This is a genomic window from Ruegeria sp. G10, from assembly GCF_056533645.1.
Genome location: NZ_JBQFOQ010000002.1, coordinates 550476 through 574831, shown reverse-complemented (window position 1 = coordinate 574831; position 24356 = coordinate 550476). Strand labels below are relative to the sequence as shown.

Below are 24356 nucleotides of genomic sequence, written 5' to 3'. Positions count from 1 at the left end.
GATGCCTTTCAGCACATTTCTTATCGGCCATGAATCCCTTGTCATTCAATGCGGGGAATTGCTGTTGGAGGCGGGACATAGCATTCAGGGAGTGGCGACCCGCAACCCGGACGTCGAGGCCTGGGCACAGTCACATTCCCTGCCCCTGCATGCCCCTGGACAGGATTTGGCAAACCGGATCGAGGGCGTGTCGTTCGACTGGCTGCTCAGCATCGCCAATCTCGATCTGTTGCCGCAGACGCTTTTGGACAAGGCCGGCAAGGGCGCGGTCAATTTCCATGACGGCCCGCTGCCGCGCTATGCCGGTCTGAACGCTCCGGTCTGGGCCATTCTGAACGGCGAGGCACAACACGGGATCACCTGGCACAAGATCTCGGGCGGTGTCGATGAAGGCGGGATTGTCGCTCAGAATCTGTTCGATATCAGCGACCGTGAGACCGCCCTGACCCTGAACGCCAAATGCTATGGCGCCGCCATTGAAAGCTTTGGCGATGTCATACGCGCGCTTGAGACGGATCAGCCGACGATCCCTCAAGATCTGTCGCAACGCAGCTATTTCGCCAAGAATGACCGCCCGGCGGCAGCAGCGCGGCTGGATTTCTCCAAGCCCGCAACCGAACTGGCCGCCCTCACCCGTGCGTTGGATCATGGGGAATACTGGAACCCGCTTTGCTGTCCGAAGATCGAGCGTGATGGTCAGATCTGGCTGGTCGGTTCGGTCGAGGTCAGCGATCAGCAAACCGACGCGACACCCGGCACTATTCTGGCAAGCACAGCCGACAGCCTGACCGTTGCAACAGGTGACGGAGTGGTTGAGATCAGCGGATTGCGCAATGGTCTGGGGGCTTCGGTCTCGACCGATGGGTTGTTGAACGGCGGTAGCGCCCTGCCCGTGCCGACCCCAGATCAGATGACGCAGATCGATCGCGATGTTTCTGCCACTTTGTCCGCTGAACCCGAATGGCGCACCCGCCTTGAGGCGCTGCAACAGATCGAGATTCCCCTGATCAACGCAGCGGCCCCGTCCGGTGCGCCTCGGTCGCAAGTGCTGCACCTTCCAACTGGCCTTGACGATATGGCCGCCCAAACGGCGTTGGCGGCCCTCATGGCGCGGCTCGGCGATACCGTAGGCCTTGATCTGGCGTTGCGGCTATCGGATGCAGCATCACCCTATCTCAACAGCTGGGTTCCGATCCGCTTTACGGCTGATCAGGCCTTTGCAGAGGCGCAAGAGGGGCTCAGCCAAACCATCGAACAGGCCCGCGAGATGGGCCCGTTTGCTTGCGATTTACCAGCGCGCATGCCGGGATCAACTCCGCTGCAAACGCCTGCGATTGGCTTGTCCGAAGACGTCTCGTTTGGTCTGGTTCCGGGCACAAGCCTGACCCTTGCCGCATCCGGGGATCAGGCCGCGCTGTTTGTGGACAGCGGACATATCTCGGACACCGCCATGCATCTGTTTGCGGCCCGGCTGGAAAACCTGCTGGTGGCACTCTCCGGTGAGGCGCAGCGCGGTCAGGCGATCCGGGACCTCCCTATCCTGCCCGAGACCGAGCGTGCTCAGATCCTACAGGACTGGAACGATACCGACACCGCATACGATCAGACCTCCTGCGTGCATCAGCATTTCGAGGCGCAGGTCGCACGCACGCCAGATGCCCCGGCGCTGGTCTTCGAGAACCTCAGTTTCTCCTACGCCGAGTTGAACGCTCTGGCCAATCAGGTTGCGCATGTATTGCGTGAGATGGGTGTAGGCCCCGATACACTGGTGGGTCTGCATGTCAAACGATCCCCGCTGTTGCTGATCGGAGCGCTGGGGATCCTGAAGGCGGGCGGAGCTTATGTGCCGATGGACCCGGCCTACCCCGCGGACCGGACGGCGCTGTATCTTGAGGATAGCGGCGCGAAGGTGGTGCTGACGGAATCCGCTCTGGCCGCAAGCCTGCCCGACCACGGCGCGCAAGCCTTGCTGCTGGACACGGACCCACGGCTGGGAACGGCTGCGACAGACAATGCCGACAGCGGCGTGCGTTCGGAGAACCTCGCCTACATGATCTACACCTCCGGCTCGACCGGACGCCCCAAGGGGGTCATGGTCGAACATCGCAACGTGTCGAACTTCTTCACCGGCATGGACGATCGCATCAGCCACGATCCGGCTGGGGTCTGGCTAGCGGTGACCAGCCTGTCCTTCGATATTTCGGTGCTAGAGCTGTTCTGGACGCTGGCACGCGGGTTCAAGATCGTCCTCAGCGATGACGAAAACCGCGCGTTGGTCGCAGGCGATGCGAGTGCCGGGAAATCCATCACCGGCAAGGGAATGGAGTTCAGCCTGTTCTACTGGGGCAACGATGATGGTGTCGGGCGCGACAAGTACAAACTGCTGCTTGAGGGCGCGAAGTTCGGAGATCGGAACGGCTTCTGCGCCGTCTGGACGCCTGAACGCCATTTCCATGCCTTCGGGGGCCCCTACCCGAACCCGTCCGTGACGGGTGCAGCCGTCGCCGCCGTGACCGAGAATATCGGTGTCCGCGCAGGCAGCTGCGTCGCGCCGCTGCACCATACCGCGCGCATTGCCGAAGAATGGGCGGTGATCGACAACCTGACAAACGGGCGCGCAGGGCTTGCCATCGCCTCTGGCTGGCAGCCTGATGATTTTGTCCTGCGGCCCGAGAACACGCCGCCGGAAAACAAACCCGCGATGTTAGAGGCGATCAACACTCTTCGTCAGCTCTGGGCTGGCGAGACAGTGGAATTCCCCACCAAGTCCGGGGATATGCACGGCGTGGTTACGCAGCCGCGCCCGGTATCGAAGAAACTGCCTGTTTGGGTGACCACTGCGGGCAATCCGGACACCTGGCGCGAAGCCGGGGCCATCGGGGCCAACGTGCTGACTCACCTTCTGGGCCAGAGCGTGCAAGAGGTGGCCGACAAAATTGGCATTTATCACGCTGCCCTGCGCGAAGCTGGCCATGACCCCGATGATCACACAGTCACCCTGATGCTGCACACCTATGTCGGGCAGGACCGCGAAGAAGTGCGCGAGGTCGCGCGCGAGCCGATGAAGGATTACCTGCGCTCGGCCGCCGGGCTGATCAAGCAATATGCCTGGGCCTTCCCGGCCTTCAAGAAACCCAAAGGTGTCTCGAACCCATTCCAGCTGGATCTGGGCAGCCTGTCTGATGAGGAACTTGAAGGCATCCTCGATTTCGCTTTCCTGCGCTATTTCGAGGATTCCGGCCTGTTTGGCACCGTCGAGGATTGCCTGAACCGGGTCGAAGAACTGAAACGCATCGGTGTCGATGAGATCGCCTGCCTGATCGACTACGGTATTTCGGTCGATCAGGTGATGGAGGGTCTGAAGCCTCTGGCCGAGGTGTTGCGCTTGTCCAATCAGGATACAGAGTTGGCCGAGGACGACTATTCCATTGCCGCCCAGATCATTCGCCACAACGTCAGCCACCTGCAATGCACCCCCAGCATGGCGCAGATGATCCTGATGAGCGATGAGGCGCGGTTTGCCTTGTCCAAGATCAAGCACATGATGATCGGTGGCGAGGCCCTGCCCGGTTCGCTGGTCAAACAGATCAACAAGTTGTCGCCTGCGCATATCGAAAACATGTACGGGCCGACGGAAACAACGATCTGGTCCACAACCGAAACCGCCGCGTCTGCCGAAGGCGTGATCAATGTCGGCACGCCCATAGCCAATACGCAGGTCTACGTGCTGGACGAACACAGACACCCCGTTCCCATCGGCGTGGCCGGAGAGCTGTATATCGGCGGCGCTGGCGTCACCCGCGGTTACTGGCAACGCGAGGACCTGACCGCCGAGCGGTTCGTGCCTGACCCGTTCTCAGATACGCCGGACGCACGGCTCTATCGCACCGGAGATCTGGTGCGCTGGCAGACAGATGGTAAGCTCGATTTCCTGGGCCGGGCCGATCATCAGATCAAACTGCGCGGCTACCGGATCGAGCTGGGCGAGATCGAAAGCCTGATCGACGCGCAAGCCGGCGTGCGCCAATCCGTTGTCATCGCGCGCGAGGACACGCCGGGCCTGGTGCAACTGGCGGCCTATATGACGGTCGACCAGCCGGTGGATGATAAAGCACTGCGTCAGGCCCTGTCCGGACAACTGCCGGACTACATGGTGCCGACACATTTCGTGACGCTGGAGAGCTTCCCGCTGACACCAAACCGCAAAGTCGACCGCAAGGCCCTGCCTGCCCCGTCAGTGCAGAAGCCCCGCGTTGCGCCTCCGGTATCCGAACCCGTCGCGGGCGGCTCGGTCCCGCAGAAGATCGCAGCGATCTGGTCTCAGATTTTGGGGGTCAACGATATCAGCGGACGAGACAATTTCTTCGATCTCGGCGGGCACTCCCTATTGGCCGTACAGGCACACCGGGAAATCCGCAAAGAGCTGAATGTTCCCGGCCTCAGTATCACGGATATCTTCCGCTTCCCGACATTGGCAGCCCTGGCCGAGACGGTTGAGAAGAAAACCGGTGCCAAACCGACTGAGGCCAATCCGTCGCAGTCGCCCACGGAAAAAGCGAGTAGCAGAAACGATGCAATGGCCCGCCGCCGCGAAATGCGTGCCCGTAGACGATCAGCGTGAACAGGTTTGCTACACCAAAAGCTGAACATCACGATGCCCCGCCCAGATATCCGCGTTGGTGTGACTGATCCTCGAGCCTTTGGCGTCACATAGCGACCACAGGAAAAGCATGCGACCTTCGAAGCGGAAATGCCCATTGTGCAGACCATTTCTTGTAGACAAATCAAGCTGGAATTTTGAGCTTCGCACCGAATTGATGATCAAAACACCATGTATTTCGCTGCGTTCGACAAGATGCCATCAAAATCTATCAACCGCTTAGAGAGACTATCGTGATCAAGCGAAATCTTCCCGGCCGTGTTTTGGTAGCTATGGCGGCAATAGCCAGAGTCTTGCGCCTCGGCGGTACCAGGCCAGTCGATACCGGCACATTTGAAGCGCTATATGCAAAGCCCGGACCAGCACCCTCTTTTCCACAAAACGTTTTCCATCTTGGCCATAGCCTGGTCGGTCCGGACATCCCCGAAATGCTAAAGCAACTAGCGGGTGAAGGTCACGAATACAGCAGCCAATTGGGATGGGGTACCCCGCTAAGGGCCCATTGGGACCCCAAAGAAACCATCAATGGGTTCGAACTGCGGAATACAGCACCCGAGTATGAAGATGCAAAACAGGCCCTATTATCCGGCACCTATAATACTCTGATTCTGACTGAAATGGTCGAAATCAGGGCGGCGATCAAGTATTTCGAAAGCGCACAACATCTTCACAATTGGATTCAACTTGGGCGTCGTTCGCACCCCGACATGCGCATCTTTTTTTACGAAACCTGGCATCATTTAGATGACAAAGAAGGTTGGTTGCAGCGAATAGACAAAGACCTCGGGCGTTATTGGATAGATGGCATCTTGCGCGTTGCATTAGGCCATGAAGAGACACCCATGCCAGTCTATGTCATTCCCGCCGGGCAGGTCATGGCTCGATTTGTGCGTGAAGTAGAACATCGTGGGGGTGTCGGGGCAATAACCAACCGCTACGACCTATTTTCTGACACGATCCATCTGAGCGACTATGGCGCCTATCTGGTTGCGCTGGCCCACTATGCCGTTTTGTACCAGACATCACCGCTGGAGTTGCCGCATAAATTGTTCAGGGTCGATGGCACACCTTTTGAGGACCCCGGCCCTGAAGCAGCGCGCCTGATGCAAGAAGTCGTGTGGGACGTCGTGACAAGCTACGCACCTACAGGGTTGGGTCGCGTTTGATCCAATCTGCATCGCTCTTTCAGCTTCTTCGACTGACAGAGGAACAGATACCATTCTTCTGGACTGAATGGCACGGGACAGAATCTAGGCCGACATGATACTTAACACTCGACTCTGCTAACACCGCGACCCGACACATGCCCAATTCATTTGCCTATCTTATGCTGATCGTATGGCCGATCGTTATGGTCGTTCTGTTCAAAAAGCTGCCGCCCCAGCGTGCACTTTTGATCTCTATACTCGGTGGCTATGTCGTCTTGCCTCCGAACACTCAGTTCGATTTGCCTTTGATTCCGACTCTGGACAAACGCACAATCCCGAGCTTGGCCGCATTCATAATCTGCCTGACAATGGTGGATCGTAAGATCAGGTTATTCCCTGAGTCACGCCTAGCTTCAGTCCTGATGGTGGGTTTCCTTGCAAGCCCGATTGTCAGCGCGTTAGGCAATCTTGAGCCCGTTTTCGCGGGGCCCGTCATGCTCCCGGGAATGACTGTCCGAGACGCGCTTTCCGAATTCCTAAAGCATGTGCTCTATCTTATGCCATTCATTTTGGGCTTCAATTTCCTCTCTACACCTGAAAACAAGCGAGAGTTTTTGGCTCTCTATATGATCATCGGACTGATATACTCTTTTCCCATCCTGCTTGAAGTTCGACTAAGTCCACAATTAAACAATTGGGTTTATGGGTTTTTCCCCCAACTCTTTGCTCAACAAGTCCGATTTGGCGGTTTTCGACCTACTGTCTTCCTAGGCCATGGGTTGGGGGTGGCGTTTTTCATCCTGATGTCTTTCCTTGCAACAGCAGCACTTCTGAGGGGCTCGCTCGGGCAAGACAAGGGGCACAAGTTTGGTATTCTAGTCTATCTATTTGCCATCCTGATACTGTGCAAAACGGTCGGGGCAGTTTTACTTGCGGTAGTGTTTGCACCAATCGTTCTGTTTGCGACCTCGCGAATACAACGCTGGGCCATGCTGGTGTGCGCGGTTATTTTATTGTCCTACCCAGTCCTACGCGCGGCGGATATGATCCCTGTTGATCGGCTTCTCGGCTATGCCGGAATGATCCAAGCTGAGCGGGCCCAGTCTTTGGGATTCCGTTTCGAGAACGAAAGCATGCTGCTTGAAAGGGCGGCAGAAAAACCCCTTACAGGCTGGGCATTTTGGAACCGTAATCGAAACATGGACCCGGAAACTGGCCGGGTGCTGACCGTACCAGATGGTTACTGGGTTATCGTAATCGGAGTGTTGGGCTGGTTCGGATATGTCTGTATCTTTGGGCTTCTCACTCTCCCACTTCTCAAGTTATGGGCAAGACGCAAACTTTGTCGAGGATCACCAGACGAGTATGTAACAAACGGCGCTGCGCTGATGTTGGGCGTAAACCTGGTGGATTTGATCCCAAACGCATCTGTAAATAACCTGACCTGGATGATGGCAGGAATGCTATTGGCCAATTCTATTGTGTCAGAGCAAAGCAAAACGGATGAAACATCCAAAGAGACGCTTCAGCCGCACCCGACGCGCATAAAACATGTTCGCAAACCGCGAGATAAAACACAGGCTGCTGCTGTCATTCCGTTAAAGGAGCCCGTTAAAAAACGACGCCCCAGATAAACCGACAACTAAAGGTCAAGCCTTTTCGCAGGTACGCCTGCGACCGTTGATCCGCTTTCGACATCACGGGTCACAACACTGTTGGCACCGACCGTTACATGATCGCCTATCTTTAGCGGTCCCATGATCTTTGCCCCAGCGCCGAGGTCAACATGCCCGCCTAATACCACGGTCGAAACCAGCGTAACCTGATGGAAAATCATGCAATTTGGCCCAATTCGCGCGCTGGGGTGGATTATGATACCCGTCGGGTGCGGCAAGCGTAACCCGCCCTCAATATGCGTATTCAGGTGAATCTCGGATTGTGTGATCACCGACCAGAACCGATGTATCAAAATCCAGTACTTACTGAACACCCAGCCGACAGCACCCCCGCGTGCCTTTGCCCGCTGATAGCGCCGGATCGACCGCAAAAGTTTGTAGCCTGGGTCCCAGAATTGCCGAACTTCCTCTCGGGACCAATCAGGAACCGTCGCAGAGATGACCTGCGGCGGTTCAAGCTCGGCGGATGGCGGGTCTTTTAAGTCGCCTTGCATTGGCTTGATCTCTCCAACCTTTTGAGCAGTCGAGCCATGAGTGTCCGGCACGATTGATCTTCGTCAGAAACCCAGCCGCGCAAGGCGAGGGTAGACCCTACGGTAGACAACAGGCGGCAACCAATTCTCGAGCACTTCCTGCCGGCGCGACTGACGATCAAACTGATCATCGGTTCCAGGGCGCGGCTTGAAGATCGTCGAATGGGCTTTACGGCTAGGATCCCAAGTCGCCGTGTAATAGTAAAGCGCAATCGACTGGCGTGGCTCACCATTGGGGTGGTTCACTTTTTCGGGGTTCCCGTGGAACGTATTCGACCCTGTAGAGAAGCAGCACATGCGGTTGAAAGTTGGAACAAAGCTCTTGATCTTGGTGCTCATGTCGTTGCTCCAGATTTCGAACGAGCCACCCCACTCTTCGCGCCAGTCGTCATTCAGATAGATCAGGACGTTCAGGCGGCGCTCAACAACCATCTGTTTGTGTAAATTGAAATCCGCGTGGATATCCAGGTGGCCACCGTTCTTTACCCGATGAATACCCGCGCCGATATAATAAGGATCAGGGATCAGCCCTTTGATACCCGTCATCTCCTCAAGAAACAGAATAAACGGGCGCGAATTGAAAGCGTGAAACAACTCGCGCGAGTAGATGGGCAACCGTTCGGGATTGTATTGCGTTTTCAGATTCTCTTGCGCCCGTTCGAACGTGTCGCTGTCCTCATTCTCTTCAAGCGTGGCGACGTCTTTCTGAACCTTGCGCAGAACCTCTTCGGGAAGAAAGTTGTCGATGCAGATATGATTATACGGTTCGCCGCTCTGATATTCCTCAGCAAAGGGAGCCGCCGCAGCGCGGGCGTTGTCTACACTTATACTCAGACGCTCGGGATCAATTTGATAGATCGCCATCTTCTTTTCCTATCTTAACAATAACACAACTCGAATAACCGGCTAGCATCTACAACAGCAGAGCAAGGTAGGGATCAAGATTTTCTAACAAAAAAATGGAGGTATTTCCCTCAAATCACAATGTGACATATCTAACCCGCACTGACAAACATAGGATCCGGATCAATCGCCACATATTGGCAAGACAGTCTCGCAATTTGCGACAATCAATCCTGACAGCCAGAGCAGGGAAAACTCTGAGTCTTTGCTTATGAACAACAAGATCAGGTCCAGGGGTTGCTTGAATTGCGTGAGCGCAACCAATTTACAGTAGCGCATCCGCAATTCTGCCCATATTAAATTGTTCGTTGTTTATGAGTGCCCATCCATTGAGTAAGAGTCATTTCTCTTTATGCCCAGATTGTTGATTATTGGTACTGGATATGTCGCGGATTTGTATCTGCGCTCTCTTAAGCTGTACCCTGACATAAAGATAGCCGGCTGCTTTGACCGCAACCCGGCCAGGCTTTCACAGTTCTGCACATATTGGTCTTTGCCATCTGTAGACAGCTTTGAGGCGTTACTTAAGACCGCAGAGGCAGGGGATATTCTGCTGAACCTTACCAACCCTTCCGAGCATTTCGACGTATCGCGTCAAGCTCTCGAGGCCGGGCTTCACGTCTATTCTGAAAAACCTTTGGCGATGCAGATGGATCAGGCGCATGCGTTGATCAATCTTGCAGCCGAGCGATGTTTACGCATTGCCTCAGCGCCCTGCAGCTTTCTGGGTGAGGCACCGCAAACGATCTGGTCTGGATTGCGTGCTGGTGTGATCGGGGAAGTCCGCTTGGTCTATGCCGAGATGGATGACGATTTTATCTCGCAGGCCCCCTATCAAAAATGGCTATCTGAGAGCGGTGCGCCATGGCCGGCAAAAGACGAGTTCGAGGTGGGCTGCACACTTGAACATGCCGGTTATTATCTGGCCTGGCTATTGCCGATGTTTGGTCCGGTTCGCACAGTTGTAGCCGCCTCTGCGGTTCTGGCGGATGTGCAGGATGTGACGCCCGATCCGGCACCAGATTTTTCCGTTGGAACCCTGTTTTTCGAAAGCGGCATCGTCGCGCGTTTAACTTGTTCAATACTCGCCACCCACAACCATGAACTCAGGATCATCGGGGATACAGGAGTGATCGAAATGGACGAATGCTGGAATAACGCGGCCACTGTGCGTCTGCGTCGCCGATTTCCCCTACGCCGCAGATTGGTCAATGCTCCTCTGGCCCGGCGTCTCAAGCTCAAAGGACCGACCCACGAAAAGCTTGGGCGCAAGGGCGCCGCATCGATGAACTTTGCTCTCGGCGTAGTAGAGCTGCGGAATGCAATCCTCGAAGACCGACCATGCCGACTGTCGCCCGACCTGTCGCTGCACATGAACGAAGTCACGCTGGCCCTGCAAAATGCTAGGGAACATGCTGGCTCTGCCGCCATGCAAACCCGCTTCGAACCAGTTGCACCCATGCCGTGGGCAGAGAAGCTGGCCCGCTAATCCATGTACGACATCTCGGTCATCATACCTGCAAACAACGAGGAAGCGTATATTGGCCCTTGCCTTGAAGGCGTATTGTCGCAAGTCACCCCACGGCGCGCCCAGGTTATCGTATCGGCAAATGCCTGCACCGACGGCACCGCTGACATCGCGCGCAGCTATGCGCAGCGGTTCTCAGAGCGGGGCTGGTCTTTTGAGATTTTGGAATCGGATATCGCAGGCAAACCTGCGGCACTCAACCGCGCCGATGCCGTTGCAAGATGTGGGGCGCGAGCTTACTTGGACGCCGATGTTGTGATGTCCCCGCTATTGTTGGGCGAGCTGGTAGAGGTTCTTGATCGTGTGGAACCTGTCTATGCGAGCGGTGATCTGAAACTGCGCCCAGCGCAAAGCTGGGTCACACGGGCTTATGGCCGAATATGGACCCGGCTTCCTTTCATGACAGAAGGCGTTCCAGGTGCCGGTTTGTTTGCTGTCAACGCTGCTGGGCGCGGGCGATGGGACGAATTTCCGCAAATCATCTCCGACGACACTTTCGTACGGTTGCAATTTACTCCGGAAGAGCGCCGACCAGTTCCCGCCTCATATTCTTGGCCGCTGGTGGAAGGGTTGCGGGCCCTTGTACGGGTACGTCGCAGGCAGGACGCAGGTGTTGCCGAGCTTGCCAATCTGTATCCCGGTATTCTGGACCGGGAAGGCAAAACTCCACTGACCAAGGGGCATCTCATGAGGCTTGCTCTGACTGATCCGGTTGGCTTTGGGGTCTATGTGACAGTCAGCTTGCTGGTGCGTATGCGCAGCGACTCCACTTGGAGCAGAGGACGATGACGCGACGCGGAGGACAGATGATCGGTGGTCGTCAAATACGCGATACTGCACGACCCAGCTTAACCGCGGAAGGAGGCCTGGGGTGATATCTCCCAAAGAAGCTCAATCGCAAGCCTGGGACGTGATCGTCATTGGCGCCGGCATGGGCGGTGGCATCATCGGACGTCGCTTGACTGAGCACGGGCTATCGGTGCTCTTTCTTGAAAAAGGTATTGCAGGCCACCGGAGTGAGAGACAGGCTTACACACCCGATATAGGCGATCCGTTCGCACGCAAACTGCGGGGTTTTTGGCCCAAACCGGTCGAAGCGCGTGACAAAGGGACAACCGCGCGCTATTTCGCGCCCTTAGGCAGCGGCGTCGGAGGCTCTTCTGTTTTTTATGCTGCTGCACTTGAACGCCCCGAACCGCATGATCTGGACGACACGCCCGGCATCAAGCACCCCACAGGCGGCTGGCCCGTAAGTTTCGACGCCTTTCTACCCTATTTTGATCAAGCCGAGGATATTCTATACGTACACGGCGGCGAAGATCCGCTGTCAGACGTACCGTCAGTCAAACTCCGGCCACCGCCCAAGTTCACCCCCGAAGAAGCTGCTATGGTAAGCGATTTCCGCGAACGGGGTCTGCATCCCTACTACTCACATATTGCTCGAAAAGGACTTGAGGGCTGCACAAATTGCCTCGGTGGAAAATGTCCACGTGCCTGTAAGATGGATGGCCGCTCGGCCGGTGTAGAGCCCGCGCTAGCCAGTGGACGCGCTGCACTTATCACCGAATGCGATGTTCAAGAATTGGTGGAAGATCAACCCGGCCAGATCACCGGCGTCCGCGTTTTGCATCAGGGCGATTCCTACATGCTGCATGCCTCAACTTATGTTCTGGCGGCCGGCTCATTCGGCTCTCCTACCTTATTGCTTCGATCTACTGATCAATCCGCAGCAGGCTGCGCGAACTCTAGCGATTGGGTTGGGCGCGGGTTGATGTTCCATATTGATAATTTCTTTGCTGTCTGGCCACGTCGCAAAGCGAAACCCATTGGTAGCAGCCGGGCGGTGTCGACGCGTGATTTCTATGTCGTGAAAAATGAGCGCATGGGACTGACCCAATCCATGGGATATGAGGCGAATTACGGAACGATTCTGCGTTTCCTGCTCATGCAGTTCGACCGCTCGCGGTTTGCCAAGTATACAAAACTGCGTCGCCTGCTGAACATACCTGCCCTTTTGGCAGCCAAACTGTTCGGAAATGCAGATGTCTTCGTTGCCCAGATGGAGGATTTTCCAGTCCGTGAGAACCGCGTTCTGCTGAATCCAGAAGACCCCGAAGTCTTTACTTTCGAATACTCTGTCGCACGCGATGTGTTCACCCGCCAAATCGGGTTACGCCGGGCGATACGGCGTGCGATCGGTCGCTGGCGCATGATGTTTTTGTCGATCAAGCCAATCGTTAATGTAGGCCACCCGCTGGGTACATTGCGCTTTGGAACCGATCCCGGCACATCCGTGCTCGACCCCGACTGCAAGGCACATGATTTGCAAAACCTGTATGTCGCCGATGGCTCGTTTATGCCGACATCAATGGGGGTTAATCCAAGTCTGACCATCGCCGCCAATGCGCTTAGGGTCGGAGACATCATCGCCAAGCGCGCAAATAAGCCAACTCTGTTCACGGAGGCTCCATGACCGATATAAGTCAACGAATTCGAGAAGGTGTTGCCATTGTTACAGGAGCCAACGCCGGTTTGGGTCGTGAGCTGTGCCGCACTCTTGTTGCTGAGAATCTTCGTGTTGCAGGCGTCGGTCGCAACATGGGCGCATTGACCGAGCTTGCGGCGGACTTGGGCGATAGGTTTATGCCCGTTGAAGCAGATGTTTCAGATCCCGACGCCGTTGCCCGCGCATTTGAAGAGATCAATACCGCCGCAGGTATGCCTACGATCCTGATCAACAACGCAGCTGTCTATCCGCGTCGTGATATTCTGGACGAAACCCCCGAAAGCTTCATGCAATCCGTTAACATCAACTTGGGAGGCGTATTCTATTGCTGTCACGCAGTCCTTCCCGGCATGGTCGAGCGCGGCTATGGCCGGATCGTCAACCTCAGCACCTTCGCCCATATCGCCCCGGCACCGACTGCGGCGGCCTATTCGGTGACCAAGGGAGCCGCACGCATTTTGACCCAATCACTGGTGGCGGATCTTGGCGACCGTTTTCCGGATATCGTAATTAACGATTGGATCCCGGGCTCTTTGAAAACGCGCATGGGCGTACCCGACGGGATTGATCCTGCAGATGCCGCCAAATGGGGCGTACGACTGGCGTTATGGCATGATCCAATGCTCACGGGTCGGCTTTTTGATCAAGATAGCGAGTTTCTTGAGCCGATCTCTCTCAAACGGAAGCTGTTAAACAAGATTACCGGGAAAAAACGTATTCCGTTGAGCCTTTCCTGAGCGACTAGCGGCTGGCTCCAGCAGGATCTGTGATGTGGCTTTCGACCTATTGCCGCACGATGTCCTCGGTGAGGTCCCCGTTGGTACTTGAACAACGTTCCCTCACCTAAAACCGGCGGCACCAATAGCGCCGGTCCAGCGCAGGACACTCACCTTGCACCTTGCGAGGCAAACGACTCTTCATCCCGCGCAGGATGTTGACTTCGTTCTCGTGCAGACTTGACGGATCATGCCGGGCACCCGACCAGTCAGTGCTTTGTGGCGAGGTTTCATCGACCGGTCCGTGTTATTGCAATGATAGAAAACTCTGTGCTTGGCAGTATCATACTGCATGAAGTTGCCTTCCGGAAAACGGAGGGTTTTCTCCAATGCATAGAAACCAAAATCAGTTTTCAACGCATCAACTAGCGTTTTGTACTTTGAAACGATGGATCGCCGCCTTGTACCCCTCAAGGGTTTTAGCCGCCACGGCTCTGGAGTTGTACAACTCGCTACAATCGATCCATGCTTGTCGTCCAAGTTGCTCGGCAAGTTTGGGATTATCGAGCAATCTTTGACATGCTTCTGCTAGTGCATCAACGTCCTCACTTGGGATGATGAGGCCATTATGCTCATTCCTGATTACCTCAGGTGTCCCTCCAACTGCTGTGCCAATCAACGGACAACCTAGCGACATCGCTTCTAACAACATATATCCCATCGTGTCGTAACGAGCCGCTGTGATTGTCAAATAGTGATTTGTGCGCAGCGCCATTAAATCTGCGTGGCTCATTTCCCCGCGGTAATCGACCCTTTCTCGCAGCTCAGATGGAAAATGTGCTTTGAAATAGTCTTCAAAGTAAAGAATGCCTTTCTCAGACCGAATACCTTGATCCGGCCCGACGAAAGTCAACGTCAAATCCGAGTTTAGCTCGGCAAGCTTCGCAAACGCCTGCAGAACCAAATCCCCGCCTTTTATGCTGTCAAATCGCCCGACAAAGAGCACTTTGTTTTTATCGCAGCCGTCAACGCTCCAGATCTCTTTCTCCGGTGCTGCCACGATTGGCGTCGGAATAATTGTACTGTTCTCAAGCTCAAGACCGTACTGCTTCCTGACCGCATCCAAAGTATAATTACAGATCGCCGAAATAAAATGAGCTGATTTGATTGCTTGTCCTTCGCGCTCGGAACGCCCGTCATTGATGGGCAATGCCGACAACGCGTCGTCGAAACCGCCGGTCAAAACAAACGGCCCATGAAGGCGTATCGAAACGGGGACGATATTCATCATCGCAACTTCGGCACCCATACCAAAGGATTCCTCGATCTCGAAGACTTCTATTCCCTTTTCATCTACCAGTTTACAAATAGCTGACGTGATCTTGGCAGAATGGCGCAAAGCATCATAAGGGCGGGATGTCAGTTTCGATTGAATCTTCTGCCAAATCCTGGATGAAAGCGGAACCTTTATTTGCTGTAGATCAATCGTGTAGGGGTCTGGCTCACCAGCGTCAGGGGTCAGAATATAGACTTCATGCCCAAAAGCTCGAAGAGAGGACACAAGCTGGGAAGTGTAGGTAACAATCCCAGACGCGACACGCCCGGGCGGCCATGATGAGACGTAAATTGCAATCTTCATCGACTGGTCTGTTTTTTCATTCATATCCAAAAAAACTGAGCAAATGGTTCTTTGCCCAACTCCTTCTTAGGGCTTAATCAACTTTATAAAAGGATGGAACAACCACCACTTCACTGCGGGTGTTGCGTACGTAACTGACTCGTATCAGGGAGTCGTGGTTCATGCTAGATTCTAGTTGCAGTTGCCGCGACCTGTGGCACAGTATCAACGCCAGATTCTGGCATTATTTGCAATAACATGCGGCAGTTTCCACAACTGGGGATCGGCCCTTGGAGCGGCGACAATCTAATGGGATGTTTATTATTGTTGCGTAAATTGATCAGGGAGACCGCAATGGAACAATCGCATGATCGGCCCCGTCATAATGGTGAAACATGACAAGGCATATTCTTCTTACTGGTGGCGCTGGATTTATCGGCTCGCACACTTATGCGGCACTGGTGGAAGCCGGTTACACCGTCACTATACTGGACAATTTCGAAAATGCCCGTCGCGACGTGCCTGAACGGCTAAATCAGATCACCGGCAAAACTGTCCCGGTAATCGAAGCGGATATTCGCGACCAGAACGCCATCAGGGCTGCCTTTAGCACCAATGATTTTGACGCAGTGGTGCATTTCGCTGCACTTAAGTCTGTACCTGACAGTGAGGCTGATCCAATCGGGTATTACAATTCGAACTGTGCGGGCCTGATCAATATCGTCGACGCGATGCAAGCAAGCGCTGTCGAAAACATCGTCTTTTCGTCTTCGGCGGCGGTTTACGGAAGCGCCGCGGAAATGCCACTGACCGAGAAGCATATCTGTGCGCCGGATAGCTGCTATGGTGCAACCAAGCTTTTTGGCGAAGAACTGTTGGCCCGTGTCACAAAAGCACATCCTAACGTTAAGACCGGTATTTTGCGTTACTTCAATCCCGTTGGCGCCCATTCATCCGGGCTGATAGGTGAGGATCCTTCGCAGCCGCCCGGAAATCTCGTGCCCGTCATAGCTCGGGTTGCGCGTGGAGATATCGAAGCCCTATCGATCTTTGGCAGCGACTACGCAACACCAGACGGAACCTGCATCCGAGACTACATCCATGTTCTTGACCTGGCCCGTGGACACGTGCTGAGCCTTGACGCGCTGCTGGAACAAAATGAAAGCCACCTCGTTAATCTCGGGACCGGGCAAGGGCATTCGGTACTGGAGGTTCTGAAAACGTATTCTGATGTGATCGACAGGGAGATCCCAAGTCGAATAGAGGATCGCCGCCCTGGAGACCCACCTGTATCCTACGCGGCAACCGACCGGGCGCGCGAAGTTCTTGGATTCGAGGCCAAGCACAGCCTATTGGACATGTGCGAAAGCAACTGGAAGTTTTCTGCGGATAGGTAGCCAGCCCACCACGGGCTGAAGCTTTTACTTCAGAACTTCGCTTGTAGCTATGGGATTGCCGCCCAAAGCTCAGCCATTCCCCAACCAACCGCTGCGCCGACAAGCACGAGCGGCATCAACCGGAATTCGTGCAGGAGTGAGACCCAGCCTTCACGGCGCCCCATGATCAAGAGCATCGTGACTTCGGGGATGCGATGCAAAGCGACAACGAACAACGCAAGCGTCGTTGAATTGAAACCCCAGATCGCGATGCACAATCCGATCCAGATCGTTGCTGCGCTCATCAGGCTGAGCACGGTCATCTCTCGGAAACGACGTTGTGCGCTGTAGGCCTCGCGCAACAGGCGTGGCCCGATCAGGATCAGGCCAACAGCCAGTATTTGGATCATACCTGCAACATCCGCGTAACGATCATCATAAATGATACCGATAAGGGTCGGAGCGAACGTAAGCAGCGCCCCGGCCGCAAATGTCGCAAGACCGTCAAACAGGATGCGATATCGATAATAACGGCGGCGCAGAGAAGAACCTTCTTGGTCTTTGTGAAGTTCGGTAAAGACCTGCAGCCCCATCTGAGCATGAACGGTGTTTAGAAAAGTCTCGACAAGGTCCACGATCTGACGCGCGATATAGTAGAAACCAAACGAACTTGCAGACATTGCAAAACCCAAAACAAATCGATCCGCCATCACGGTAACCGCAGACAAGGCGGAATGACCGATGATCCACTTGCCACGTTCGATGATGATCCGAAAATCAGCAATGTTCCAAATCAAGCGCATCTTCGGGCCAGAGAACATCGCATAGCTCAGTGTGACCATGATCAACGCACCTGCGAGATTGCCCAGAACCAAAGCCCAGATATTGCGCAACCAATATGCGAGACCAATGGTGATAGCGGTGGTAAGCACCAACCTGATCAGCGTTTCTTTACTGACCTGCCGAAACTTCATCTCGCGCTCATAGACAAACTTAGCCGGTGACGCGAAGCCGCTGATGATGGAGAACCCGCCGATGGCAGCGACCGCAAAAGGCAGGCTGGGGTCGCCATAGCTTGACTCGATGTCGAACAGATCTGCCCCCTGCCCCCAATCAATGCCAAAGCCCAACAAGACACAAACAAACAGAATCAGCACACCGCGCAGGATCTGCGCCGTCCAACATGAACGCAAAAATCCGTCATCCAACTCGCCCTCGCGTGTCAGAATCAGCGACCGCACACCCAAATCCGAGAACATCTCGAGCACAAAAATGAAAGTCATAACGACGGCAAAAACACCAAAAATCTCAGGCGTCAGAATGCGAGTCAGAACGATCGTCGAGACGATCCGCGCAATGACCTGCATGACGAAGACCATTGTCGACAACGCGACGGATGCCATGATCTTGCGCCGCAAACTGTGGCGATCGGACATCAACGCGGATATGCTTTGTCCCAGTGACTTCATAGTGCCTCAGTCATGGCCAGACCCCGACGCATCCCTAGAATCCGAAAAGGTTGGCTTGGGTGATGCCCTTTCGGACGAAATCATCCCGATCCGCTACTGGTTTCCAGTCTAACACCTCTTTAGTCTTGGCATTGCTGAAGGGAGACAGATGACCCCGTGATTTCCAGTCACTATAAGATTGGTTTTTGAGGTCCCGCAGTCCCACGACATAGCGTTTGAGTAGATATTTGATGCTGCCAGACAGAAAAAAAGTCCAAAAAGCGCCAGTTTTGACCTCAATCCGCGCACCCAGAGCCTCGTGAATCGCATCAAAGTAATCCCGTGCGCTCATCATCGGCTCACCAATAAGATTAAATGACTGACCTAACGCCGCATCATTGTCTATCATCGCGATGAGGGCGTCTGCGATATCCTCAATCAGAACAAAGGGCAGGATGTTCTTCCCGTTGCCCCAAACTCGAACGGCCCCGGCCCCGTGCCAGCGTCCGATGCCCCAATGCTGCAACGGCCCGCCCTCGCCGATCACAATACCGGGGCGCGCAATTACCAGCGGCAATCCCTGTGTTCGATACATCTCTAACAGCCGCTTCTCACATTCCGCCTTGGAACGGGCGTAGAGGTTGCGGTCTCTCATGTCCTCGGCGAATCCAGTGTCCTCGGTAATCGTACGCGCAGGATCGGACATATCGTACGAAGCAATCGTACCGGTGTAGATCAACCGTTTGACGCCAGCCGCCTGCGCAGCCTCGGCCACGCGTACAGCCACTCCGACGTCGTTTTCCAGGCAACCTTCCCAAGTCCCGTCTAACGATTTGGCTAGATTATAGACAACCTCTATGCCTTCCATCGCGGCGGTCAGCGCCGCTTTGTCGCGCAGCGAAACCGCGACGGTTTCGACGTGATCAGCGATATCGGCGAAAGGACCGTGACGCCCGCGACTCAGCACCCGCACCTGACGCCCGCCTTTCACCAACATGCGGGTCAGATGGCGACCTATAAAACCCGTCCCGCCAATCACCATAATCGTGGGTTTCAATGGGGTCTTCGGCACAATCGGATCAGGTTTCGCGGTGAATTCATCCGGTATCAAATCGGCGGTTCGCTCGATGGCGCTTATGACAGCTTCTGCAGCAGCAGCTGAAAAACGGTCGTCCACCGGGCTATTGGTGCGGATAGCATCATAAAAAGCCTCAAATGCACCGAGAAAGCTCAGGGCATAAGGGGACCTGCGGTTTAAAGAGGCTAGTTGCGTGATACCATTGACCACACCTTCACGCAGATGCTGGCCGGCCAGTCCCATCTGTTGACGGAATGGATTGATCACAATGTCCGATGTGTTCTCACGGCGAACCATGAGCGTATCGGCTGCGTAGTCCAACCTTGCAGTCGCCGAAGAGCCATGTATCACGACTGACCTGTCATCCATGGTTTCGACCAGATCCAGATTGAACGTTAGATCAACATGCCCTGCCCGCGCCCGGATCTTCCAGCATTGCGGACGGGACTGACCCCCTTGCAGTGTCACGGGTTTGCCTGTGTCCAACTTGAAATCACTAATCTCACCGAACAGATCGACGGCGAACGCGAAAAGATGCGGGCCAAGCTCAAAAAGCAGGTTCCGCGTGTCTTGCAACATCCACAGACCATAAGGTCCGGATCTCAGAGGCCCCAGAGGAAAACGCCAGTTGAACTCGGCGCTATTAACGCGTCCCAGCGCGCCTGATTTAAAGGCGTGCTTTAGTCGCCCATACGAGGGAACACCCAGGAAATTATGACACACTGCAACCTTTCGCGCTGCCTCTTCGGCCGCAGTCGCAACGGACACGCAGTCATCCTGCGACAAAGCAAATGGTTTTTCCACCATCACATGGAAGCCGGCAAGCAAACAACGCTCCGCCAAATCAGCATGGATATGCGGAGGCGTTAGTATATGAACCGCATCGCAAACATTTGCCTCTGCCATGTCTTCGATCGATGTAAACGGCTGAATTCCATAAGTTCCTGCAAAATCCGACGCGGCATCAGAAGACACATCGCAGATTGCTGTTAACTCTACGCCTTTGCTAGCCCGCAGAGCGTTTGCGTGCCAGGTTGCGATGTATCCGGCTCCGATCAGGCCGACACGAATTGGATTCTGAGACATATTCTTTTCAACACAATTGATTATTTATACTCGATGATCTTCATTGGCGCCGCTCGTCTGCGACGCGATAGATAAGTCAACATACCGATGACGTTGGGAATCTTAGACAAGGTCAAAAAAACAGCCTGTCGCATTGCCGATGAGCGAGGCAGCCCATCACTCAATAGCCCTTGTGTCGTCTTCAGGTAAGACAGGAGATAGACACACAATACCGCCAAAGTCAGCCAAAACGACACAAACAGTCCAAGTACCGCGATAACCGGCAGCACAGAACCATAGAACCACACCCTTTTGCGTTCTCGTGTGAAATAGCCGGGATGCAGATCACCTACCTGCGCGAACCCATGCCCTGTGCGAACGGCTCGCTTCCACCATTGCGAGAAGCGCGTCATTGCCGCGTCGTGCCGCGTCATGCCCAAAGGCAGGCGCTCGATTTTCCATCCAGCATCGCGGATTCGCACGCAGAACTCATCATCCTCGGCGGCGATGACGTTGTTATCAAAACCACCAACCCCATCAAACGCTTCGACGCGGACCATCATGTCGCCGCCGCAGGTCAGGATCGGACCGGCCGGGCGGTGCCATTCAAATTCACAAAGCGCATTGTATATGCTCGCATCAGGATAGATCTCAGCCCTCCATCCCGTCACAATGCCCAGCTCGGGTACGCTACGCAGCGCGTCGGCGGCGGCAGGAATCCAACCATCGACAACAGCGCAATCGCCATCGATAAATTGGACAAAGTCCATTGGAGTATCCATCGCCTTTAGCGCAGCATATCCCGCATTGCGTGCCCGTGCCGCGGTGAACGGGCGGGACAAGTCCAGTTCGACAACATGCGCACCGGCGTCGCGAGCCTGCCGCACGCTATCATCGGATGAATTCGAATCTACATAGACTACAGCGGATACTTCGGAGGGAACCGAAGCAAGACAACGTACCAGACGCTCGCCTTCATTTCTGCCTATCAGGACCAGCCCGATTGCGGGCGTCGGGTTCTCATTCGGCATCCCGTGCCTCTTCCAGTTCGGAATGAATAAGTCGCGCCAGACGCGCGGCTTCGGTTTTGTGATTGAACTCTGTGGTCACCTTAGCCCGCCCAGCGCGCCCCATGCGCGTTCGCAATTCTGGATCACACAGCAAGTCGCCGAGACGCTGGGTCAACGCATCCACGTTACCCGGAGGCACCAAGTAACCGCTGACGCCATCCTCAACCAACTCCGTGATGCCACCAACCCGGGTCGCCAGAACGGGCAAACCGCTTGCCATGGCCTCCATCAGCGTCACCGGCACACCTTCAGCAAAGCTGGGAAGCACCAAGGCGTCGGCATCCGCCAAAACATCCGCCACCTCACTTTGGGATTTATAACCTGGAAACTGAACAACCGTATCTAGTTTCAGGTCACGCGCTTTGCATTTGAGGTCAGATCGTTCTGGTCCGTCCCCGATCAATGTCACTCGCAGCCCCGGAACCCGTGGGACCAGACGCGCCACAGCTTCAAGTAGGATCGGAACTCCCTTTACTCCAGCCAACCGACCGACAAAAACCAAGTGTGGTCGGTCAGGATCTGCGGCGCTGGTTGCCAGATACCGTTCAGGGTCAATTCCACAATGAACGATATTGAGCTTATGCCAGTGTCGAGAATCCGAGAAAATCATACACTGGCTGCGGCAGAAATCGCTGATACAGGCCACAAATTTAGCTTCTGCAATCTTAGTATCGATACGCCAGTGTTTCGGTTCGAAAAAAATGTCTGGCCCATGGATTGTAAAGCTGAAGGGGATGCCACTAATCCGGCTTGTCAACATCGCAACAGTGCAGGTTGCTGTAGCGATATGATTGTGCAGATGACGGACCTTACGTTCACGTAAATGTTCTGCCAACACCGCCGCCTCAGCAAAATAGAAGAGCTGATAAATCAGGCCTTTCAATCCGGCAGGACGCGTATTCAGCGCCAATCTTAAAGCCGAAAAATACCTGCCCGGTGCCTGCACAAGAGCCTTCATATGGCATTTGACAAGATGCAACGGGAATTTTGCGGCGGCGATGACGTAAAACGTGTTTCGAAATTCCTGCTGCTGTTCCGGGCCAACATGATGCTCGAAGCCGGTCTTGCGGATCGAGCAAGTTTCGACAGGGATACCCTGTTCACGCAGCGCAAAAATTTCTCGCTGAATGAATGTATCTGTCGCACGAGGGTATTCGCCCGTCAGATAGGCGATGGGTGCGAGACGACTCATTGTGTTTGACCCTCGATCTGTGACCGTCGCATGACCTCGGCGAAAGACTTTTGCGGCTGGATATCTAATCGCGCATGAAGCCGGGTCGTGTCATAACACAGTGGTTTCATCCGGGCGTGTAGCGTAGCGGGTCGCAATAGCCCGGGCAACTTAGTCCCAAGACCTGGTATCTTGGCAAGCATCCCCCCCACAAAGCCAAAAAGGCGCCAGCTGATAGGCAGAACAGCACGTGGCCAGCCGGTCTGGCGCAAGGCTGCGACATAGGTTGCGCGGTCCGGGCGATCATCATCAAACACATTGATCACATCAACCCCGTTGGCTGGTGTTTCTGCAGCCTTTACAAGTGCCTGCGCGGTGTGTGCGACTTGGCTGACAGGAACCTCTCCGGCGCTTTCCATCGCAATCAGTACGGGCCCGACCGGATGTCCCAAATGCCCATTCCACAATCGACCTGGACCGAACACTGCGCCGGGTCGCATGATCCAAAGATCGACACCGTGCGCTTCTGCAGCAGCTCTTGTTTGCTGCTCTTGCATCAGTTTGGCCCGACAATAGGCATCCCGCTCGTGCGGGGCAGGTTCTAGCGGACACTCCTCAGTTAGCAATGAACCAGCTTGCAATGATCGACAATCGTAAACTGACAAGGAACTTACCAGGACCAATCGTGGTGTGGACGAACAGGCCTGAACAGAACTCAGGACGGTTTCAGTTGCCGCGAGAGTTTCTCGAAGCTGGCGATCTGGTGATCCCGTCATTATAGCGGCTGCGTGAATAATCACATCCACATTGGACAATCGTTTCGCTAGCTGATCTGCAGAAGCGGCCTTGGCCAAATCTAAGGCGAATACCTCTATACCTGAATCAGAGCTCCACGCAGCGGGCGCTGAGGCCTCAGAACGTACCAATGCCACCACTTTGTGGCCGACGGCGCGCGCCGCATCCACAGTATGGCGCCCGATGAATCCGCTTGCGCCTGTAACCAGAATATTCAACCTAGCCATGATGTTATCATAATCCAGGTGCTTTGTGATACTTTATACGCATACGAATTCTTGACCGCAAAACTCAAACAATCCTGACAATAAACAGACCAACTCAAACTCTTGCATAAACCGGGATTCCGTCATCTTCGATGGCGTTATATTGTAAGTGTGCACGAATACGAATGGTCGCGCTCGGAATTTTCCCCCGAAAGCGTTATTTCGACGCCATTGATTAAATCCAGCGCAGATTAGTTTTCTTTTTGAGGTGTCGTGAAACACAAAGCTGCAAATACGCGCAAAGTTGTTATCCGCCACGGTTTCGGTGACAGCGCATTTCACTAGACGGCAATGTGTAGTTGGAACTCACGAGTCGAAACACAGTTTTCCACTTCCTTCTTCCAATCCCAATCATCGCATTATGCCAGTCTTCGTGCCTGGGTGGTTTTGAAACCTCTGCAAAGCGGATCGAACGGCACGAACAGCTGGCGCTTCATTTAATGATCCAAAACGCGCGATGATTGAGTTGCGCCATATCCCAAAGCGAACCACCGCGCGGAATATCGGGCACCGTCTATTTGACGAGAGTCCGAAGCAGGAAGATGGACGCGCGCGGCGCTTGCCTAGGTTTCAGTAAATGCAGTTACGCGCATTTGGATACGGCGCTCAACCTCCGCGAAGGGATCGAAACCAAAGTTGCCGATACTCTGGGCCCACGGTCACAGATCACCCAAGCCAGTTTGCTCACCAGACTTGATGGGCCTTTTGCATGGCGCACAGTATTCAAGCGTGTAGTGGCAAACAGAAACCCCGGTTTGGCTTTGCATCAGACCCGAGTAAGCCTCGACGCACCTTCCTA

16 protein-coding genes are annotated in these 24356 nt (G+C 54.7%); 8 read left to right on the top strand and 8 right to left on the bottom strand.

Translation table 11 applies throughout. The features are described from left to right. The first annotated feature begins 1 nt into the window (after position 1). From ACR0KM_RS06420 to ACR0KM_RS06410, 3 genes are all read left to right on the top strand, one after another. Positions 2-4621 carry a MupA/Atu3671 family FMN-dependent luciferase-like monooxygenase gene (locus ACR0KM_RS06420; protein WP_480858389.1) on the top strand — a complete coding sequence of 1540 codons (4620 nt, stop codon included), beginning with the start codon at positions 2-4 and terminating at the stop codon, positions 4619-4621. A gap of 272 nt (positions 4622-4893) precedes the next feature. After that, positions 4894-5826 carry a hypothetical protein gene (locus ACR0KM_RS06415; protein ID WP_480858387.1) on the top strand — a complete coding sequence of 311 codons (933 nt, stop codon included), beginning with the start codon at positions 4894-4896 and terminating at the stop codon, positions 5824-5826. A 137-nt stretch (positions 5827-5963) separates the two neighbouring features. Then, positions 5964-7442 carry a hypothetical protein gene (locus ACR0KM_RS06410; RefSeq protein WP_480858385.1) on the top strand — a complete coding sequence of 493 codons (1479 nt, stop codon included), beginning with the start codon at positions 5964-5966 and terminating at the stop codon, positions 7440-7442. A gap of 8 nt (positions 7443-7450) precedes the next feature. Here ACR0KM_RS06410 and ACR0KM_RS06405 read toward each other — a convergent pair whose 3' ends face one another. After that, positions 7451-7978 carry a serine acetyltransferase gene (locus ACR0KM_RS06405; RefSeq protein ID WP_480843229.1) on the bottom strand — a complete coding sequence of 176 codons (528 nt, stop codon included), beginning with the start codon at positions 7976-7978 and terminating at the stop codon, positions 7451-7453. A gap of 63 nt (positions 7979-8041) precedes the next feature. After that, on the bottom strand, positions 8042-8881 hold the full coding sequence (locus tag ACR0KM_RS06400; protein WP_480821204.1) for a 2OG-Fe(II) oxygenase: 840 nt from the start codon (positions 8879-8881) through the stop codon (positions 8042-8044). Between the two features lie 391 nt (positions 8882-9272). Here ACR0KM_RS06400 and ACR0KM_RS06395 point away from each other — a divergent pair, with 391 nt between their 5' ends. The 4 genes from ACR0KM_RS06395 to ACR0KM_RS06380 all read left to right on the top strand — a co-directional run bounded on the left by ACR0KM_RS06395 (position 9273) and on the right by ACR0KM_RS06380 (position 13691). Beyond that, positions 9273-10409: a Gfo/Idh/MocA family protein gene (locus ACR0KM_RS06395; RefSeq protein ID WP_480821206.1), complete on the top strand. Its 1137-nt coding sequence runs from the start codon at positions 9273-9275 to the stop codon at positions 10407-10409. Between the two features lie 3 nt (positions 10410-10412). Then, positions 10413-11237 carry a glycosyltransferase family 2 protein gene (locus ACR0KM_RS06390; RefSeq protein ID WP_480821208.1) on the top strand — a complete coding sequence of 275 codons (825 nt, stop codon included), beginning with the start codon at positions 10413-10415 and terminating at the stop codon, positions 11235-11237. 82 nt (positions 11238-11319) lie between these two features. Beyond that, on the top strand, positions 11320-12921 hold the full coding sequence (locus tag ACR0KM_RS06385) for a GMC oxidoreductase (protein ID WP_480858383.1): 1602 nt from the start codon (positions 11320-11322) through the stop codon (positions 12919-12921). After that, entirely contained in the window at positions 12918-13691 is a 774-nt protein-coding gene (locus ACR0KM_RS06380; RefSeq protein WP_480858381.1) for an SDR family oxidoreductase, read from the top strand. The genes ACR0KM_RS06385 and ACR0KM_RS06380 overlap by 4 nt, the downstream gene beginning before the upstream one ends. A gap of 400 nt (positions 13692-14091) precedes the next feature. Here ACR0KM_RS06380 and ACR0KM_RS06375 read toward each other — a convergent pair whose 3' ends face one another. Beyond that, entirely contained in the window at positions 14092-15309 is a 1218-nt protein-coding gene (locus tag ACR0KM_RS06375; protein WP_480858379.1) for a glycosyltransferase family 4 protein, read from the bottom strand. A gap of 374 nt (positions 15310-15683) precedes the next feature. On the opposite strand from ACR0KM_RS06375, the gene galE reads away from it, so the two are divergent. Further along, on the top strand, positions 15684-16685 hold the full coding sequence (gene galE / locus ACR0KM_RS06370; RefSeq protein WP_480858378.1) for a UDP-glucose 4-epimerase GalE: 1002 nt from the start codon (positions 15684-15686) through the stop codon (positions 16683-16685). Between the two features lie 47 nt (positions 16686-16732). Here galE and ACR0KM_RS06365 read toward each other — a convergent pair whose 3' ends face one another. From ACR0KM_RS06365 to ACR0KM_RS06345, 5 genes are read right to left on the bottom strand one after another with little or no spacing between them, the layout of a single operon-like run. Continuing rightward, positions 16733-18133, bottom strand: a complete 1401-nt coding sequence (locus ACR0KM_RS06365; protein ID WP_480821220.1) for an oligosaccharide flippase family protein — start codon at positions 18131-18133, stop codon at positions 16733-16735. A 34-nt stretch (positions 18134-18167) separates the two neighbouring features. Then, entirely contained in the window at positions 18168-20276 is a 2109-nt protein-coding gene (locus ACR0KM_RS06360) for an NAD-dependent epimerase/dehydratase family protein (RefSeq protein WP_480858377.1), read from the bottom strand. Positions 20277-20296: 20 nt separating this feature from the next. After that, a complete protein-coding gene (locus tag ACR0KM_RS06355) occupies positions 20297-21286 on the bottom strand; it encodes a glycosyltransferase family 2 protein (protein WP_480858376.1) in 990 nt (329 codons plus the stop codon). Further along, complete coding sequence (locus tag ACR0KM_RS06350; RefSeq protein WP_480858375.1) at positions 21276-22517, bottom strand: glycosyltransferase family 4 protein; 1242 nt, start codon at positions 22515-22517, stop codon at positions 21276-21278. The genes ACR0KM_RS06355 and ACR0KM_RS06350 overlap by 11 nt, the downstream gene beginning before the upstream one ends. After that, positions 22514-23518 carry an NAD-dependent epimerase/dehydratase family protein gene (locus ACR0KM_RS06345; RefSeq protein ID WP_480858374.1) on the bottom strand — a complete coding sequence of 335 codons (1005 nt, stop codon included), beginning with the start codon at positions 23516-23518 and terminating at the stop codon, positions 22514-22516. Before ACR0KM_RS06345 ends, ACR0KM_RS06350 begins: the two co-directional genes overlap by 4 nt. Between the last annotated feature and the right edge of the window lie 838 nt (positions 23519-24356).